The organism is Ruegeria marina (assembly GCF_900101475.1).
Lineage (GTDB): Bacteria > Pseudomonadota > Alphaproteobacteria > Rhodobacterales > Rhodobacteraceae > Ruegeria_B > Ruegeria_B marina.
In genome coordinates, this window is the sequence record NZ_FMZV01000006.1 from 105370 (window position 1) to 123301 (window position 17932).

Genomic DNA, 17932 nt, shown 5'->3' on the forward strand with positions numbered 1-17932 from the left:
GATGGCACAGGCCCCCCGCAAGTCCGCGCAGGATTTCGATCCGCGTATTCTGGAGATTTTCGACGGCTACGTGCACGGCACGCTGTCCAAGCGGGAGTTCATCACCCAGGCTGGGCGCTATGCCGCCGCCGGTGTGACCGGGGCGATGCTGCTCGACCAGTTGCAGCCCAATTATGCGCTGGCCCAACAGGTGGCCGCCGACGATCCGGCCATCGAAACCGCGCGCGTTGCCTATGACAGCCCGCAGGGCAACGGCGAGATCACCGGCCTGATGGTGCGCCCGGCAGGGGTGTCGGGCAAACTGCCCGCGATCCTGGTGGTGCACGAAAATCGCGGATTGAACCCCTATATCGAGGATGTCGTGCGCCGCTGTGGCAAGGCGGGCTATCTCGCCTTTGGTCCCGACGGGCTGAGCTCGCTGGGCGGCTATCCCGGCACAGATGAAGAGGGTCGCGAGATGCAGAAGATGCTCGACCCCGCCAGGCTGATGGCGGATTTCTTCGCCGCCTTCGAATTCCTGCGTGACCACGAAGGGTCCACCGGCAAGGTGGGCGCGGTGGGCTTCTGCTACGGCGGTGGCGTCTGCAACGCGCTGGCGGTGGCCTATCCCGACCTTGCCGCCTCGGTCCCGTTCTATGGCCGTCAGCCCGCGGCCGAGGACGTGCCCGCGATCGAGGCGCCGCTGATGATCCATTACGCGGGGCTGGACGACCGTATCAACGCCGGTTGGCCCGCCTATTCCGAGGCGCTGCGCGCCAATCAAAAGGCGTTTACCGTGCATTTCTATCCGAACGTGAACCACGGGTTCCACAACGACACCACGCCGCGCTATGACGCGGAGGCGGCGGAACTGGCCTGGGCGCGAACGATGGAGTTCTTCGGGCGGGAATTGTCCTAGTCTCAGTACCCTCGCTGGCGGTCGACCTCGTGCAACAGGGCCTCGCCGGCGCCGAGGCGGCGGAAATTCTCGGCCACGTCCTTCATCGCGTCGCCCAGATGCCAGCCCGAGATATGCGGGGTGAGCGTGACGCCCGGATGCGACCAGAGCGGGTTGACGGAGGGCAAAGGCTCGGTGCTGACCACGTCCAGCACCGCGTGACCCGGCCGCCCGGCGTCGAGCGCCGTCAACAGCGCCGCCTCGTCGATCAGGTTGCCTCGGCCCGCGTTCAAGAGCTGGCTGCCCGGTTTCATCGCGCCCAGCAGGCCGGCGTCGAACAGGCCGGCGGTCTCGGCGGTCGAGGGCAGGATGGCGCAGACGTGGTCGCAGTCGCCCAGCATCTCGGGCAGCGCCGCCGCGCCATGGCGGCAATCGACCCCCTGAATGTCACGCGGCGAACGTGACCAGCCCCGCACCTGAAACCCGATATCGCGGAACATGCGCGCCGTCCGCCCGCCGATATGACCCAGACCCAGCATCCCAACCACCGTGTCAGGGGTATATTTCGGCTCGATATCGACCCAGGCCGCCCGCGCCTGATTGGCGCGGTGGGCATCGAGGTTGCGATGCGCCCGCAGCACATAGGCCAGGAACCATTCAGCGATCTCGCGCGCCGGGTCGTCGGGTTTCAGCCGCGTCACCCGCACATGGGGCGGCAGGGCGGGATGGGCGACGATGGTTTCGACCCCTGCGCCCAGTTTCTGCACCAGCGCCAGGTTCGGCAGTTGCGCGGGCCAATCGGCGCGCAGGTTGGCCACCGCCATCATCGTCACCTGCGACGGATCCCCCAGCCCTTCGGGCGTGCGGATATCGGCGCCGGGCAGATGCCCCTGCAACTGTGCCGCGATCTCTTCGTTCGACATCCAGCCGGATATTCCGGTATCGACCAGCAGGGCCATGCGCGTCTCCCTCTCACATTCAGCGCGGTGACGTTTCGTCACGCCGCTAGACTTTGTCGTGGCAGCTAAGTCATCCTTTCGGCCAAGGTAAACCCCGAATGTCGGGGTATGGGAGGCACCATGGCAAACATCATGAACATGTCCTTTGGGATGCGCGAGGAAAACCGCAAGCTCTTGAGCCGGGTGGCCGACATGATCCGGGACGAGATCATGCCGCTCGAAGATGAATACCATGCCGAGGTCGCCAAGGGTGACCGCTGGCAATACACCGAACGCCAGACCGCGATCCTCGAAGGGCTCAAGGCCAAGGCCAAGGCCGCCGGCCTGTGGAACTTCTGGCTGACCGACAGCGAGCGCGGCTTTGGTCTGTCGACCGTCGAATACGCCTATTTCGCCGAGGAGATGGGCAAGACGCCGCTGGGCGCCGAGGTGTTCAACTGTTCCGCCCCCGATACCGGCAACATGGAAGTGTTCGAGCGGTACGGCAGCGAGAAGATGAAGAAGCAGTGGCTGGAGCCGCTGCTGGATGGGCAGATCCGCTCGGCCTATCTGATGACGGAACCCGATGTCGCCAGTTCGGATGCCACCAACATCTCGATGTCCTGTGTGCGCGACGGCGACGACTATGTGCTGAATGGCGAGAAATACTGGGCCTCGGGCGCGGGCGATCCGCGCTGCAAGGTCTATATCGTGATGGTCAAGACCGGGGGCGAGGATACGCCCAAGCATCAGCGCCATTCGATGATCGTGGTGCCGGCCGGGACCGAGGGCATCGAGGTGCTGCGCCCGATGCTGGTGTTCGGCCACGATGACGCGCCGCATGGCCACATGCATATCCGGTTCACCGATGTGCGCGTTCCGGCCGAGAACATTTTGGTGGGTGAGGGGCGCGGGTTCGAGATCGCGCAGGGCCGGCTTGGGCCCGGACGCATCCACCATTGCATGCGTTCGATCGGTCAGGCCGAGATCGCGCTGGAACGCATGTGCAAGCGGGCGCTGGCGAAAGAGGCGTTCGGCAAGAAGCTGGCGCATCTGGGTGCCAACTATGACATCATCGCCGAGTGCCGGATGGAGATCGAGATGGCCCGCCTCCTGTGCCTCAAGGCCGCCTGGATGATGGATCAGGGCGATGCCCGGGCCGCAGCACCCTGGATCAGCCAGATCAAGGTGGTGGCGCCGCGCGTCTCGCTCAAGGTGATCGACGAGGCGATGCAGATGCATGGCGGTCAGGGCATCAGCCAGGACACGCCGCTGGCCGCCGCATGGACCGGTCAGCGCACTCTGCGCTTTGCCGATGGTCCCGACGCGGTGCACCGCCGCCAGATCGCCCGGACCGAGCTGAAGAAGTACACGCAGGAAAAGGTCTGATCTCCGTGACGGCCCCGGTCTATTTCACCGAAACCGAACCGGGGCTGTTCGTCGGCAACGACCCCGCGCGCGGGCCATGGTCGGCCGATCACTGCCATGCGGGGCCGGTCACCGGCCTTGTCGTCCGCGCCGCCGAGACCGCCGCCGGGCCGGGAAAGATGCTGACGCGGCTCACGCTCGATGTGCTCCGACCACTGCCCCTGTCGGGGCTCAGGGTCTCGGTCGAAATGCAGCGCAACAGCCGTACGCTGACCACGACGCGGGTCGCCGTGCACGATACCGATGGCACGCTCTGCCTGTCCGGCACCTCGATGCACCTGGTGCGCAAGGATCTTGGCGCGGTGCCCACTGCACAGGTCGCCGCCCCGGATTTCAGCGAAGCAGAGAGCGGTGCGCCCCTGCTGGTGGGCAAACTGCACGACCGGCCTGCCTTTGGCCAGTTCGTCGAAATGGCCTATCCGCGTGGCGAAAACCTCGGACCGGGTCCGAAAACCGTCTGGATGAAGGCGCCGCGCCTGCTGGCGACCGAGGCGCCTTCGCCGATCCAGGCGATCTGCCCGCTCGCTGATTGCGGCAACGGCCTGTCGTGGAACGAACCGCCGGTGCGGTTAGGCTTCATGAATACCGACCTGACCCTGCAGATTCACCGCGAACCGCAGGGCGACTGGTTCGCGGCCGAGGCCGTTTCACACTGGCAGCCCAACGGGATCGGCATGTCGCAAGCCGTGCTCTATGACACGGCCGGGCCGGTGGGGATGGCCCTTCAGACGCTGGTGCTGCATCCGATGGCGAAATAACGCCATCGGCGCACAGAGCCGGATTGTCAGGCCGCCGCCTGCGCCCTATCGTTTGGCCATGCACCGGATCGCCCTGCTCCTTTCCCTGTTGCTCCCCGCGCCGCTTGGCGCGCACCCGCATGTCTTTGTCGACACCGGGGTCGAACTGATCTTCGATGCGGACCAAAAGCTGACCCATGTGCGTGTCACCTGGGCCTATGACGATTTCTATTCCCTGATCATTCTCGAGGACATGGGCCTCGATCCCGATGGCGACGGTCTGCTGACGCGGGAAGAAGAACAGCAACTGGCCGGCTTCGACGCCCAATGGATCGAAGGCTATACCGGCGATCTCGACATACGGCTGGGTGACAGCGCGCTAGACCTGTCGGGCCCGCTCGAACCCACCGCCACGACCGAAGCCGGGCGCATCGTGACGACTCATCTGCGCGCGGTGAAGAATGCCCCCCGTCTGGGTGGCGCGGCGCTCTCCGTCAAACCCTATGACGAGACCTACTATACCGCCTACGAGGTCGCCCGCCCCGTCACCCTGACCGGGCGCGACGATTGCACGGTCCAGCGGTTCGAGCCGGATATCGACGGGCAACTGGCGCAGATGCAGCAGATGCTGCTGCGGATCGACGCTGATGCCGACCTCGAGGAATTGGATATTCCCCTGATGGGGGCCGAGTTTGCGACCGAGATCCGGGTGACATGTCCCGTTTCGTGATTTTGCCGGTGGCGCTGGCGCTCGCAGTGCTGGGCTGGGTCTGGGCCAGCGGCGGGTTCGATCAACTGGCCTTGTGGGCGGGGGGAGAGCAGCGCGCCTTTCAGAACCAGATCGCCCAGGCGCTGCGCGGCTTGCGCGGCGGGCAGGCGGGCGCGCTGGCACTGCTCCTGTCGGTCTGTTTCGCCTACGGGTTCTTTCACGCCGTGGGTCCGGGCCATGGCAAGGTGCTGATCGGCGGTTACGGCCTGGGCCGCCGGGTGCCGGTGCTGCGGCTCTCTCTGATCGGGCTGGCCGCCAGCCTCGGGCAGGCGGTGACGGCTGTGGTGCTGGTCTATGCCGGTGTCGCGGTGCTGAACCTCTCGCGCCAGCATCTTGTCGGTGTGACCGAACAGGTCATGGCTCCGCTCAGCTATGCCGCAATCGCGCTGATCGGCCTCTGGCTGGTCTGGCGCGGATTGCGTCGACTGGCCACCGCGCGCAGATCCCACGATCATCATCACGCGGGGGACACCTGCGCCCAGTGCGGCCACAAACACGGCCCCGACCTGGCCGAGATCGAACAGGTCGGAACCCTGCGCGAGGCGCTGGTCCTGATCACCAGCATCGCCGCGCGCCCCTGTACCGGGGCGCTCTTCGTGCTGATCCTGACCTGGCAGATGGGGATTGCGGCTGCCGGTATCGCGGGGGCTTTCGCCATGGCCCTGGGCACGGCCAGCGTCACCATCGGTGTGGGCCTCGCCTCGGCGGGACTGCGCGGCGGGCTGCTCGGGGCAGCTTCGGCCTGGCGCGTTGCGGATGTCACCCTGCCGATGGTCGAATTGGCGGCCGGGTTGATCGTTGCCACCATCGCGGGCGGGCTGTTCCTGAACGCGGTCTGACGGCACTTTCCCCATGCCCCCCATCAGCGCCCGAGAACGTCCTCCTGGAGGGCCAAGGACCAAGGACCGACCAAGCTCTGACAATCATGCCCGACCACCAGACGGGACTCTCCAGTCGCGCATATCCAAACCAACTATCTCGATCACGTCGCGGGCACAAATGTCGATTGCCCTGTCCGCCGCGCCAGGCCAGCGTGACAACAGGTGGCTCGGCAGATCCGGGACCGGGGCACCCCTTTGCCCCCGAGACCAGACGTTTTCAGCGCGAGCCCAAGCCTGCGTGGTCGAAAACCGGCTCCGGATAGCCCACCCGTGCCAGGTAGAGCCCCTGCGGCGGGCAGACCGGACCGCAAGCGGCGCGGTCGCGCGCCTGAAGCGCCGCCTGCACATCCGCTGGCGACCAGGCGCCGGCGCCCACCCGTTCCAGCGTGCCGACAAAGCTGCGCACCTGGTTGTGAAGGAACGAGCGTGCGCGCACGTGGAAGCGGATTTCCGGTCCCGAAAAACTCTCCACCTCTTCGACGCGCAGCTCGTCCAGCGTCTTGACCGGGCTGGCCGCCTGGCAGATCGACGAGCGGAAGGTGGTGAAGTCATGCCGGCCCACCAGCAGGTCGGCCGCCGCCTGCATGGCGCCGACATCCAGCCGGTGACCGATCTGCCAGACCAGCCCCGCATCATGCGTCGCCGGTGCCCGCCGCATCAGCAGGCGGAAGAGATACTGCCGTTCGGTAGCCGAAAACCGGGCGTGCCAGTCGTCGGCCACCCGTGCCGCCGCCACGATGGCCACCGGCTGCGGTTTCAGGTGCCAGTTCAGCGCCTCGGATAGCCGGAACGGCTCCCAGTCCTTGGCCAGGTCGCAATGCGCGACCTGCCCCAGCCCGTGCACGCCGGCATCGGTGCGCCCGGCGGCGGCAATGGTATGCGGCCCAGGCTCCAGCCGCGCAAGCGCATCTTCGATGGCGCCCTGAACCGATGGCAACTCCTTCTGCCTCTGCCAGCCGGCAAAGGGGGCGCCATGATACTCGACTTTCAAAGCGTAACGGGGCATGACCGCGCTGGTATCGCGCCGCCGCCGCCCTGTCCAGTGGGGGCGCTGCCCCCGTCGCCTGCCGGCGACTCCCCCGGAGTATTTCCGACCAGAAAGAAACCAGGCAGTTTTGGCTTCTTTCTGGTGAAAAATACTCCGGAGCGCGAGGCAGAGCCTCGCAAGAAAATGGCAACCCTAGCAACCGGGCGCGCCGGTCTCTATCTTGGCCGGGAAACAGGCAGGGGCAGAGTTTGGTCATTTCCTCTATCGCAGATCGTCTGGTGCGCGGCGTCGAGACGGTTTCCGACACGGTCAGCGAAGCGCTGTTCGAGCCGGTGGTCCGTCTGGGCGTCACCGGGCTGGCACGCTCGGGCAAGACCGTGTTCATCACCTCGCTGGTGGCCAACCTGCTCGACCGCGGTCGGATGCCCGGCCTTGTCGCGGCGCAAGAGGGGCGGATCGAGGCCGCCTTCCTGCAACCCCAGCCCGACGATACCGTGCCGCGTTTCGATTACGAAGCGCACCTGGCGGCGCTCACCGGCCCTGCGCCGCACTGGCCCGAAAGTACCCGCGCGGTCAGCGAGTTGCGCCTGTCGCTGCGGGTGCGCCCCGCCGGACTGCTGGCCGGTTTGCAGGGACCGCGCACCGTGCATCTCGACATCGTCGATTACCCCGGCGAATGGCTGCTCGACCTCGGCCTGATGGAAAAAAGCTATGCCGAGTGGGCGGCCGAGACGCTGGAGCGCCTGCGCGCCCGGCCCGAGGCGGCTGAGTATCTGGCCGCGCTCTCGGGGATCGACCCCGATGCCCGCCATAACGAACCGCAGGCGCAGGCGCTGGCACGCCGCTTTACCGCCTATCTCGAAACGGCCCGCGCGACCGGTTATTCCGATTGCACCCCCGGCCGCTTCCTGCTGCCGGGCGACCTGGCGGGCTCGCCGGTGCTGACCTTCGCGCCGTTGCCGGTATCGGGCGCATCCCGCCGCGGGACGCTCCTGCGCGAGATGGAGCGCCGCTTCGAGGCCTACAAGTCACAGGTGGTGCGGCCCTTCTTTCGCGACCATTTTGCCCGTATCGACCGGCAGGTGGTTCTGGTCGACGCGCTGGGCGCGATCCATAAGGGGCCGCAGGCGGTCGAGGACATGCGCCGCGCCATGGCCGATATCCTGGGCGCCTTCCGCCCAGGCCGCAACGCCTGGCTGAACCGGCTGCTGCTGGGCCGCCGGGTCGACCGCATCCTCTTTGCCGCCACCAAGGCCGACCATCTGCACCACCAGCAGCACCCGCAACTGACCGCGATCATCGAGGCACTGACCCGCGAGGCCCGCGACCGCGCGCAATTCGCGGGCGCAGGGACCGAGGCGCTGGCGCTGGCCGCGCTGCGCGTCACCACCGAGGAGATGCGCACGCATCAGGGGCGGGAATTGCCCTGCGTGCGTGGCACCCTGCTGGAGGGCGGGCGGCAGGCCGCCTTTTATCCCGGCGCCTTGCCGCAGGATCCGGGTCAGCTCCTTGGCACGGCCCGCAGCGGCGCCACCGAATGGCTGAACGACGGGTTTCAGGCGATGACCTTTGCGCCCGCCCCGATGCAGTTGAGACCTGGCGATGGCCCGCCGCATATCCGGCTTGACCGCGCCGCCCAGTTCCTGATCGGAGACCGCCTGTGACCGCCCTGCTGCGCCCCGGGCTGCCCGGCGATGCCGCGGCTACGGGTGAGATCCTCTATGCTTTCGCCCGCGACACCGACTGGATGCCCCTGCTGCACTGCCGCGACGAGACCGAAATGTTCTGTGGCGTGATGATCGCGCGCGGCTGGGTCACGGTGGCGGTTCTTAACGGCCGGGTCGCGGGGTTCATCGCGCGCGATGGCGGCGAGATCTGTTCGCTCTACCTGGCGCGCAATGCGCAAGGTCGGGGCCTTGGCGCGCGGCTGTTGCAACAGGCGCAGCACAGCGCCGAGCAACTGGAGCTCTGGACCTTTCAGGCCAATGCAGGCGCCCGGCGCTTTTACGAGCGGCACGGGTTCCGAGAGACCCTGCGCACCGATGGCAGCCGCAACGATGAGCGCCTGCCCGACGTCCGCTATGAATGGAGCCGCACATGACCCAAGGCCCGGTGCTGATCGACCTCGGCGACGAGACCACACCGCCGCCGCCCGTGACCGAGGCACCCGCGGTGCCCGATCTCGACCGGCCGCAGGGAACGGCGATGCAGGCCGCCGCGCGGGTCGCGGCCCGGCGGCCCTCGCGGCTGGCGCGCTGGTTCTGGGGGCTGGCGCTGTCACTGTTGGGGGCCATGGTCTCGCTCACGGCCTGGAGCTGGGTCAATGACCTGATCGCGCGTGTTCCGGTGCTGGGCTGGGCGATGGCGGCTCTGCTGGCGGTTTTCGTGCTGGTTTGCGGACTGATCGCCCTGCGCGAACTGGCGGCGATCGGGCGGCTGGGACGTATTGATGGCCTGCGCCGCGCCGCCGATGCGGCGCTGGCCGAGGACAATCTGGCACAGGCACGCGCCGTCTGCGCCCGGCTCGACGGCTTTTATCGCGGACGCGAGGATTTGGCTTGGGGCCGCGCGCGGCTGACTGAGCGCGCCGGCGAACAGTTTGATGCCGCCACGCTGCTGGCGCTGGCCGAAGAGACTCTGCTGGCGCCGCTCGACGCAGTGGCGCAGCGCGAGGTCGAGGCGGCGGCCCGCCGGGTCGCCACGGTAACGGCGCTGGTGCCGATGGCGCTGGCCGATGTGGCAACCGCGCTGGCTTCGTCGCTCAGGATGATCCGCCGGGTGGCCGAGATCTATGGCGGTCGCGCCGGGGTGCTGGGCAGCTGGCGGCTGACGCGGGCGGTGCTGTCGCATCTGGTGGCCACCGGCGCGGTCGCCGTCGGCGACGACCTGCTGGAACCGGTGCTGGGCGGTTCGGTGCTCAGCAAGCTGTCGCGCCGGTTTGGCGAGGGGCTGGTCAACGGCGCGCTGACCGCGCGCGTGGGCGTCGCTGCGATGGAGGTCTGCCGGCCCCTGCCGTTTTCCGGTGGGCGCAGGCCCTCGGTCCGCAAGGTCGTGCGCCGGGCGCTGACCGGTTTGATGAGCAAATCGGGCTGACCGGAGGGGGAGAAGGGGGCGCTGCCCCCGTCGCCGCAGGCGGCGACTCCCCCGGAGTATTTCAAACCAGAAAGAAGCGGGATCAGAACAGCGAGGGCACTTCGTCGGGTCGCTGGCGCATCGAGACGATGCCGGTGCGGAAGCCTTCGCCGATCCGGTCGGCCAGCGCGGCCCATTGTGCGGCGATGTCTTCGGGAAGTTCGTCGCGCAGCACCTCGCGGAACAGGCCCAGCCAGACCGCGAAATGTTCGGGCCGGATCTCGGGACGCGCCACATGCACCCGCATCGGGTTGCCGTCATAGCTGCGCTCGCGCAGGATCGCGTTGCGCCAGAACCCGGCGATCTTGGCCTCGTGGCCGGGCCAGTCCGTCACATGGGCGGCGAAGACCGGTCCCAGCACCGGATTGGCGCGCACCCTGGCATAGAACCGGGCCACCACCCGGTCGATCTGACCGGGAGCGATGTCGAACCGTGCAAGAGGATTGGGCAGGGTCATGGGTGGAAATCCTGAGTGAGCGCCTTGCATATAGGCGTTTGCCGTGCCGCCGCAAACCCGGTTTGACCTGACGCAAGGTCGCGGGGGCAATACCGGTGCACACTGTCCCCAGCCAGACGAGGAAATGCGCCATGACCGATCACAGCCACTCGCCCGATGCCATCGCCGCCCGGATCGGCGCACCGCCGGGGCGCGGGGTGTTGCGCGACATCGTTTATGGCGGCATTGACGGGTCGGTGACGACCTTTGCCATCGTGGCGGGGGTGGCGGGGGCCGGGCTGTCGCCCTTTGTCATCGTGGCGCTGGGTTTGGCCAATGTGCTGGCCGACGGGTTTTCGATGGCGGCGGGCAACTACTCGGGCACCAAGGCCGAGCTGGACAATATCCGCCGCCTGCGCGTGGTCGAGGAGCGCCATATCGCCCGCTACCCCGAGGGCGAGCGGCTGGAGGTGCGCGAGATCCTGGCGCAGAAGGGCCTGTCGGGCGATGTGCTGGAGCAGGCCACCGACGCCATCACCGCCAATCGCGAAAACTGGGTCGCGCTTATGATCGAGGGGGAATACGGGCTGGGCAGCGTCGATCCGCACCCGATGCGCGCGGCACTGGCCACCTTTGCGGCCTTTCTGGTGGCAGGCATGATCCCGCTGCTGCCGTTTCTCTTCGGGCTGGCCGAAGCGTTCACCGTATCGGCCTGGATGACCGGGGCGGTGTTCTTTGCGATTGGCACGATGAAGAGCTTCTGGTCGCTGGCGCCCTGGTGGCGGTCCGGCCTGGAGACACTGGCCATTGGTGGCGCCGCGGCGCTGATCGCCTATGGGGTCGGGCTGTTGTTCCATGCCTGATGCGGCGAATTGAGCGCGCAAAAGCGGTCTGCACCCGCGTCTCGGCGCTTTACCCCGGCGTGGCCCCGCCATATAAGGCGCGCATGAGCCATCCGCGCCTCATCATTATTCGAATTACGTCCCCGGCGCTCTGATCTATCCGAGACGCCGGGCAAAGGTGTTCGAGACCTCGCACCGACCGCACCCATTTTCGCTAAGACGACCATCCAAGGGACGCCCCCATGTGCGCCGACACGCCTGACTACAAAGACACGCTGAACCTGCCGAAAACCGAATTCCCGATGCGCGCCGGACTGCCCGCGCGCGAGCCGCAGTGGCTGGAGCGCTGGGAGCGCATCGGTGTCTATGACCGCCTGCGGGAAAAAGAGGGCCGCGCGCCGTTCACCCTGCATGACGGCCCTCCCTACGCCAACGGTCACCTGCATATCGGCCACGCGCTGAACAAGACGATCAAGGACATGATCGTGCGCAGCCATCAGATGATGGGGTTTGACGCGCGTTACGTGCCCGGCTGGGACTGTCACGGCCTGCCCATCGAATGGAAGATCGAGGAACAGTACCGCAAGAAGGGCAAGAGCAAGGATGACGTCAATGTCGTCGAGTTCCGCCAGGAATGCCGCCGCTTTGCCGAGGGCTGGATCGACATCCAGCGCGAAGAGTTCAAGCGCCTGGGCATCACCGGCAACTGGGCCGACCCTTACGTCACCATGGACTATCATGCCGAGGCGGTGATCGCCGACGAGTTCATGAAGTTCCTGATGAACGGCACGCTCTATCAGGGCTCGAAACCCGTGATGTGGTCGCCCATCGAACAGACCGCCCTGGCCGAGGCCGAGGTCGAATATCACGACAAGGAAAGCTTCACCATCTGGGTGAAGTTCCGGGTCCACTCGGTGTCTCAAGACGATGACATTGACCTTTCGAAGACAGACTATCTGCGCGGAGCCTATGTCGTCATCTGGACCACGACACCCTGGACCATCCCGTCGAACAAGGCGGTGGTTTTCGGCGATGACATCGCCTACGGTCTCTACGAGGTGACCGGCACTCCAGACGAGTGTTGGGCGTCGGTGGGCGACAAATACATCCTGGCCGACAAGCTTGCTGGGGATGTGTTCCGCCGTGCACGGCTTGACGAAGGTCAATGGAAACGTACCGCAGATGTTCCGACAAGTGACCTTGCTGGGGTTTTCCTTACCCACCCGCTGCATGGTGCCGAAGGCGGCAATGGCGAATGGGACGACCTACGCGATTTCCGCGCCGCCGAGTTCGTGACCGATACCGAAGGCACCGGTTTCGTCCATTGCGCCCCTTCCCACGGGATGGAGGAATTCGAGCTTTACCGCGATCTGGGCATGCTGGAGCAGGTCATCACCTGGAACGTGATGGACGATGGCAGCTTCCGCGCCGATCTGCCCTTCTTCGGCGGCAAGTACATTCTCAACCGCAAGGGTGGCGAGGGCGATGCCAACAAGACGGTGATCGACAAGCTGGTCGAGGTGGGCGGCCTGCTCGCGCGTGGCAAGATCAAGCACAGCTATCCGCATAGCTGGCGGTCGAAGGCGCCGATCATCTATCGCAACACGCCGCAATGGTTCGCCAGCGTCGACCGTCCCGTGAACGACGGGCAGGACAGCTATGGCAAGACCATCCGCGAACGCGCGCTGACCTCGATCGACCAGCTGGTCAAGTTCACGCCGCAGAGCGGCCGCAACCGGCTCTATTCGATGATCGAGGCGCGGCCCGACTGGGTGCTGTCGCGCCAGCGCGCCTGGGGCGTGCCGCTGACCTGCTTCACCCGCAAGGGCGCGCTGCCGACCGACGCGGACTTCCTGCTGCGCGACCCGGCGGTGAATGCCCGCATCTTTGCCGCATTCGAGGCAGAGGGCGCCGATTGCTGGTACGCGGAGGGCGCCAAGGAGCGGTTCCTGGGCGCGGATTACAACGCCGATGACTGGGAACAGGTGTTCGACGTGCTCGACGTCTGGTTCGACAGCGGCTCGACCCATGCCTTCGTGCTGCGCGACCGCGAAGACGGCACCGCGGACGGCATCGCCGATGTCTACATGGAAGGCACCGACCAGCACCGCGGCTGGTTCCATAGCTCGCTCTTGCAGGCCTGTGGCACACTCGGTCGTGCGCCTTACCGCAACGTGGTCACGCACGGGTTCACCCTCGACGAGAAGGGCATGAAGATGTCCAAGTCGCTGGGCAATACCATCGTGCCCGACGAGGTGGTCAAGCAGTACGGTGCCGATATCCTGCGGCTCTGGGTGGCGCAGACCGACTATACAGCCGACCAGCGCATCGGGCCCGAGATCCTGAAAGGCGTCGCCGACAGCTATCGCCGGCTGCGCAACACCATGCGCTTCCTGCTGGGCTCGCTCGGTGATTTCACCGAGGCGGACCGGGTGAGCGACCCGGCTGAAATGCCGCCGCTGGAACGCTGGGTGCTGAGCCGGATGGCCGAACTCGACGAAGAGGTCCGCAAGGGCTATGCCGGTTTCGACTTCCAGGGCGTCTACAGCGCGGTGTTCAACTTTGCCACCGTGGACCTGTCGGCCTTCTACTTCGACATCCGCAAGGACGTGCTCTATTGCGATGGCGACAGCCCGCGCCGCCGGGCAGCGCGCACGGTGCTTGACCTGCTGTTCCACCGCCTGACCACCTGGCTTGCGCCGGTGCTGGTGTTTACCATGGAAGAGGTCTGGCTGGAGCGCTATCCCGCAGATGACAGCTCGGTCCACCTGATCGATTTCCCCGACACACCCGCTAACTGGCGCGATGCCGAACTGGAGGCGCGTATCGCCCGCATCCGCCGGGTGCGCCGGGTGGTGACCTCGGCGCTGGAAATCCAGCGCCGCGACAAGGTGATCGGGTCGAGCCTTGAAGCGGCCCCGGTGGTGCATGTCGAGGACGCGGGCCTGCGCGAGTTGCTCGCGGGCCTTGACATGGATGATCTCTGCATCACCTCGGGCCTGACGGTGACGGGCGACCCGACCCCTGCGGAGGCGTTCCGCCTGCCCGAGGTCGAAGGGGTCGGCGTGGTTTTCGAGACGGCGGAGGGCGAGAAATGCCAGCGCTGCTGGAAGATCCTGCCCGATGTCGGCCGCCACGCCCATGCCGGCGTCTGCGGCCGCTGCGACGCCGCGCTGGGATAGGGGTTTCGCCGCCTGACGGCGGCGACCGGGCGAGGGGCGCTGCCCCTCGCGCTCCCCGGAGTATTTCTGAAAAGTTGAAACCGGATCGGGGCAGGCTTGCGTTGCGATGGGTGTAGGGCGAAACTGGCGCCATGCCCAGCCTGACTGTCGACACCCCCACCGGCCCCTTTGTCCTGACCGAAGAGAAGGGGGCGATCACGCGCGCCACCTGGGGACGGGGCGGGGCGGATCATACACCGCTGCTCGACCGGGCGGCGGCGCAGCTCGAAGAATATTTCCGGGGCGCGCGCAAATCCTTCGACTTGCCGTTGCATCTGCGCGGCTCGCCCCTGCAACGCGCGGTCTGCGCCGCGATCATCGCCATCCCCTATGGCGATACCCTGACCTATGGCGAGATCGCGCGCGACCTGGGCTCCTCGGCACAGGCGGTGGGCCAGTGTTGTGGCGGCAACCCGATTCCGATCCTGATCCCCTGCCATCGGGTTCTGGGGGTCAGGGGGCTGACCGGCTTTTCCGGGGTCGGCGGGGTGGAGACAAAAGTGGCTCTTTTGCGTCTCGAGGGCGCTGCGGGCTTGCTCATATGACCCAGATCAAGGCAATCTGACCCGCAGCCCGGCCAGATAGCGTGCCGGAGAAAAACAAGGAGACGCCCATGACCGACCGCGCCGTTCTGAAACAGGCCGTGCACGACAAGCTGATGTCGCTGGAGGCCGCCGAACTGGCCGCGGCCAAGGCCCATTACGAAGCCTTCCTGAAGGAATCGCAGCTCTCGGACCGCGAGGTGCATGACAAGGACGACCTCGTCGCCTCGCGCGAGAGCCGCGACCTGGCTGCCGCGTTCGACGCGCCCGTGCAGGCCCATCATGCCAAGATCGACGTGATCGAGAATACCGATTTTTCCCTGACAGATACGGTGCGGCCCGGCGCAGCGGTGTCGTTCGGTGGCCGCAACTTCATCGTCTGCGTCTCGACCACCCGGTTCGAGGTCAATGGCAAGACCTATATGGGGATCTCGACGCAGAGCCCGATCTACCTGGCGATGGCGGGTCTGCAAATGGGCGAGAGTTTCACTCACAACGGCTCGGAGTTCGTGATCGACGACGTGATGTAGGGCCGTGCGGGGGTGGCCATCTGGCCGCCCCCCAAGTCGCCCACCAAGCCGCCTGCCGGGCGGTATCAGCCGTAGCGGGGCTGGTCCCTCTCGGGGATGATCATCTGGGCGATGCCCGCAAAGATCAGGTACAGGCTGGTCACGACCAGACCCCAGTGCGCCCAGCTTTCGGGGTGGAATTCGACCCATGCCGCCCAGCCCGCGAAAAAGGTCCAGGCCAGCGCCATCGGCAGGGTGACCGCCCGCCAGCGCTCGGTCCGGACCGGATGGACGAATTTCAGTGGCAGGAACATCGCCACCGCCAGCACGGTGACCAGCACCAGGCTGACCCAGAAATTGGGTTCGAGCGCAAAGATCACCAGCACCACCATGTTCCAGCAGCCGGGAAAGCCCGAGAACGAATTGTCCTTGGTTTTCATCCGCGTGTCGGCGAAATACATCGCGCTGGCGAAGGTGATGACGATGATCGCGAACCAGCCGGTCCAGCCGTCCATCAGCCCCGATTTGAACAGGGCAAAGGCGGGGATGAACACATAGGTCAGGTAGTCGATGATCAGGTCCAGCAGCACCCCGTCGAATTCGGGCGCGTAGGTCTTGACGTGGTACTTGCGTGCCAGCGGTCCGTCGATTCCGTCAACCACGAAGGCCACGACCAGCCAGAGAAACATGAGGTCCCACTTGGCATCCACTGCTGCCAGCATCGCCAGCATGGAGAAAACGGCGCCGGTGGCGGTGAAGAGGTGAACGCAGAGCGCGCGAAACTGTGAAGTCATTTCCCCCTCATGACGGAAAATCGGTTGTCTTGCAAACCGAGATCACGGCCCGGCCCGGTTTGAGGTCACGCCTTGGGATGGGTGCGATTGTAGACATCCATCAGATGCGCGGTGTTGACAGCGGTATAGGCCTGGGTTGTCGACAACGAGGCATGGCCCAGCAACTCCTGGATCGCGCGCAGGTCACCGCCGGCCTCCAGCAGGTGGGTGGCAAAACTGTGTCGCATCGCGTGCGGCGTTGCGGTCGAGGGCAGGCCCAGTTGCATCCGCGCCCGGGCCATGACCGCCTGGATGCTGCGCGCGTTGAGCGCCCCGCCCCGGACGCCGCGGAACAGCGGCCCGGTGGCCTCCTGCGGCCAGGGGCAGAGGCGCAGATAGGTGTCGACAGCGTGGCGCGCGGCGGGGATGACCGGCACCAGCCGCTCCTTGCCGCCCTTGCCGCGGATGCGCAGCGTCGAGGGCAGCGGCGCGTCGCGTCCGGTCAACGCCAGCGCCTCGGAAATTCGCAGCCCGCAACCGTAGAGAAGTGTTACCACCGCCACGTCCCGCGCCGCGACCCAGGGTGTCTGCGATTGCAGCTCGATCGTGTCGATCATGGTGCGGGCGGCATCCTCTGCCAGCGGGCGCGGCAGTTTCTTCTGGAATTTGGGGGCGCGGGTCGACAGCACGGCGGTCGGTTCGAAGCCTTCACGTTCCGCCAACCAGCGGTAGAAGCTTTTGACTGCCGACAGTTTGCGCGCCAGCGACCGCGCGCCTGCGCCGTCGGCTCGCATGCGCGCCATCCAGGCGCGCATGTCGGGCACTCCGATCCGGGCCAATGCGCCCAGACCCTGCGGTGCGCCGCGATGTTCGGTCATGAAGGCGATGAAATCGGTTACGTCGCCGCGATAGGCGGCGACGGTGTTCCCGGCCTGCCCCGCCAGCGCCGACCGCGTCTCCAGCCAGTGCTGCAGCGCATCGCGGCAGGCCGGCGAGATCAGGGTCACGACAGCCAGCGGCGCATCGACCGTTCGAAGACGCCGGCGAAGAAGGACAACAGATCCGAGCCCAATTGCGGAGTGAACTGATGCGGATCCTCGGCGCCGAAGGCCAGCATCCCAGGCAGCCGTCCGGCTCCCAGATCGAGCTTGAGGCAGGCCTCGGAGCGGATCCAGTCCGCTTGCCGTCCATAAACCTGCCGAGTTCCGGTCTGCATCTGGCGCAAGGTGACCTGCCGCGCGCCCGGTCCGCGGCCGCCGGTCAGGTAGCGCTCGATGAAACCGGGTTCGGCCACGCTCAGCACCTCGCCCAGCCGTTCCAGCGCGCGGCCCTGTTCCGGCTGGTTGCTTTCCAGCACCAGCCGTACCGAGTCGACCCGAAGGATCTCGCCTATCTCGCCGCCGAGGTCGCGCAGGAAGGATTCGAAGTCGGTCGCCTCGAGCAGCCGAAGCACAGCGCGATGCACCTGGTTGGTTCCGGCGAGATTCTCGTAGGCGGCCGCGATGACCGAACGATGGGTGTCTTCCAGCCGGTCCAGTCGCGCCTCGAGCCGCTCCATCGCGATGCCGCGCAGGTCAATGATATTGCCGCCCATTGCGCGCTCGTTGGCGGCCACGAGGGCGTGCATGACATCCTTGTCGTCCAGCACCGATTGGGGTTTCGCGAGGATCGCCTCGCGCAGCATGTCGTCCAGTTTCGGGCTGCCGCTCATTTAAGCCTCGTGTTCTTGTTGGACCGTTTTATAACACGGGATTGCTGTTTTGCTGCCGAAAAAATCAACATCTGGGCAGATTTCTACCAGCGGATGCAAGCGTTGGGGCAGGCGGCTCCCGCATGTCGTTGCCCGATCTTGCGATCGG

The 17932-nt window shown here is 66.4% G+C and carries 18 protein-coding genes; 12 read left to right on the forward strand and 6 right to left on the reverse strand.

The window, feature by feature from the left end:
* Position 1 precedes the first annotated feature (1 nt).
* Positions 2–898 (forward strand): YghX family hydrolase, encoded by an 897-nt coding sequence (gene yghX / locus BLT75_RS10565; RefSeq protein WP_093030806.1) that lies wholly within the window; start codon positions 2–4, stop codon positions 896–898.
* 2 nt (positions 899–900) lie between these two features.
* Here yghX and BLT75_RS10570 read toward each other — a convergent pair whose 3' ends face one another.
* Positions 901–1836 carry a 2-hydroxyacid dehydrogenase gene (locus tag BLT75_RS10570; RefSeq protein WP_093030809.1) on the reverse strand — a complete coding sequence of 312 codons (936 nt, stop codon included), beginning with the start codon at positions 1834–1836 and terminating at the stop codon, positions 901–903.
* A gap of 132 nt (positions 1837–1968) precedes the next feature.
* Between BLT75_RS10570 and BLT75_RS10575 the strand changes: the two genes are divergently transcribed.
* Genes BLT75_RS10575 through BLT75_RS10590 form a run of 4 tightly spaced genes read left to right on the forward strand, consistent with a single transcriptional unit; the run spans position 1969 to position 5588 of the window.
* On the forward strand, positions 1969–3204 hold the full coding sequence (locus BLT75_RS10575) for an acyl-CoA dehydrogenase family protein (protein ID WP_093031144.1): 1236 nt from the start codon (positions 1969–1971) through the stop codon (positions 3202–3204).
* Between the two features lie 5 nt (positions 3205–3209).
* The gene (locus BLT75_RS10580) at positions 3210–4001 is read left to right on the forward strand and encodes a thioesterase family protein (protein ID WP_093030812.1); all 792 of its coding nucleotides are present in this window, start codon (positions 3210–3212) and stop codon (positions 3999–4001) included.
* A gap of 58 nt (positions 4002–4059) precedes the next feature.
* Positions 4060–4710, forward strand: a complete 651-nt coding sequence (locus BLT75_RS10585; protein ID WP_093030815.1) for a DUF1007 family protein — start codon at positions 4060–4062, stop codon at positions 4708–4710.
* Positions 4695–5588: a nickel/cobalt transporter gene (locus BLT75_RS10590; RefSeq protein ID WP_093030817.1), complete on the forward strand. Its 894-nt coding sequence runs from the start codon at positions 4695–4697 to the stop codon at positions 5586–5588. Before BLT75_RS10585 ends, BLT75_RS10590 begins: the two co-directional genes overlap by 16 nt.
* 259 nt (positions 5589–5847) lie before the next feature.
* Here BLT75_RS10590 and truA read toward each other — a convergent pair whose 3' ends face one another.
* Positions 5848–6636, reverse strand: a complete 789-nt coding sequence (truA, locus tag BLT75_RS10595; protein ID WP_093030820.1) for a tRNA pseudouridine(38-40) synthase TruA — start codon at positions 6634–6636, stop codon at positions 5848–5850.
* A 230-nt stretch (positions 6637–6866) separates the two neighbouring features.
* Between truA and BLT75_RS10600 the strand changes: the two genes are divergently transcribed.
* Genes BLT75_RS10600 through BLT75_RS10610 form a run of 3 tightly spaced genes read left to right on the forward strand, consistent with a single transcriptional unit; the run spans position 6867 to position 9711 of the window.
* Entirely contained in the window at positions 6867–8282 is a 1416-nt protein-coding gene (locus tag BLT75_RS10600; protein ID WP_093030823.1) for a YcjX family GTP-binding protein, read from the forward strand.
* Positions 8279–8719 carry a GNAT family N-acetyltransferase gene (locus BLT75_RS10605; protein ID WP_093030826.1) on the forward strand — a complete coding sequence of 147 codons (441 nt, stop codon included), beginning with the start codon at positions 8279–8281 and terminating at the stop codon, positions 8717–8719. Before BLT75_RS10600 ends, BLT75_RS10605 begins: the two co-directional genes overlap by 4 nt.
* Positions 8716–9711 carry a YcjF family protein gene (locus tag BLT75_RS10610; RefSeq protein ID WP_093031147.1) on the forward strand — a complete coding sequence of 332 codons (996 nt, stop codon included), beginning with the start codon at positions 8716–8718 and terminating at the stop codon, positions 9709–9711. The genes BLT75_RS10605 and BLT75_RS10610 overlap by 4 nt, the downstream gene beginning before the upstream one ends.
* A gap of 82 nt (positions 9712–9793) precedes the next feature.
* Here BLT75_RS10610 and BLT75_RS10615 read toward each other — a convergent pair whose 3' ends face one another.
* Positions 9794–10207, reverse strand: a complete 414-nt coding sequence (locus BLT75_RS10615) for a group III truncated hemoglobin (protein ID WP_093030829.1) — start codon at positions 10205–10207, stop codon at positions 9794–9796.
* A 131-nt stretch (positions 10208–10338) separates the two neighbouring features.
* Here BLT75_RS10615 and BLT75_RS10620 point away from each other — a divergent pair, with 131 nt between their 5' ends.
* From BLT75_RS10620 to BLT75_RS10635, 4 genes are all read left to right on the forward strand, one after another.
* Positions 10339–11049 (forward strand): VIT1/CCC1 transporter family protein, encoded by a 711-nt coding sequence (locus BLT75_RS10620; protein ID WP_093030832.1) that lies wholly within the window; start codon positions 10339–10341, stop codon positions 11047–11049.
* A 221-nt stretch (positions 11050–11270) separates the two neighbouring features.
* On the forward strand, positions 11271–14210 hold the full coding sequence (gene ileS / locus BLT75_RS10625; protein WP_093030835.1) for an isoleucine--tRNA ligase: 2940 nt from the start codon (positions 11271–11273) through the stop codon (positions 14208–14210).
* A 131-nt stretch (positions 14211–14341) separates the two neighbouring features.
* Entirely contained in the window at positions 14342–14794 is a 453-nt protein-coding gene (locus BLT75_RS10630; RefSeq protein WP_093030838.1) for a methylated-DNA--[protein]-cysteine S-methyltransferase, read from the forward strand.
* A 68-nt stretch (positions 14795–14862) separates the two neighbouring features.
* Positions 14863–15321, forward strand: coding sequence for a hypothetical protein (locus tag BLT75_RS10635; RefSeq protein WP_093031150.1), 459 nt, complete (start codon positions 14863–14865; stop codon positions 15319–15321).
* Positions 15322–15386: 65 nt separating this feature from the next.
* On the opposite strand, the gene BLT75_RS10640 is transcribed toward BLT75_RS10635, so the two are convergent.
* The 3 genes from BLT75_RS10640 to BLT75_RS10650 all read right to left on the reverse strand — a co-directional run bounded on the left by BLT75_RS10640 (position 15387) and on the right by BLT75_RS10650 (position 17784).
* Positions 15387–16094, reverse strand: a complete 708-nt coding sequence (locus tag BLT75_RS10640) for a CDP-alcohol phosphatidyltransferase family protein (RefSeq protein ID WP_093030841.1) — start codon at positions 16092–16094, stop codon at positions 15387–15389.
* Between the two features lie 65 nt (positions 16095–16159).
* The gene (locus BLT75_RS10645) at positions 16160–17080 is read right to left on the reverse strand and encodes a tyrosine recombinase XerC (RefSeq protein WP_093030844.1); all 921 of its coding nucleotides are present in this window, start codon (positions 17078–17080) and stop codon (positions 16160–16162) included.
* On the reverse strand, positions 17077–17784 hold the full coding sequence (locus BLT75_RS10650; RefSeq protein WP_093030847.1) for a DUF484 family protein: 708 nt from the start codon (positions 17782–17784) through the stop codon (positions 17077–17079). The genes BLT75_RS10645 and BLT75_RS10650 overlap by 4 nt, the downstream gene beginning before the upstream one ends.
* Positions 17785–17932: the final 148 nt, after the last annotated feature.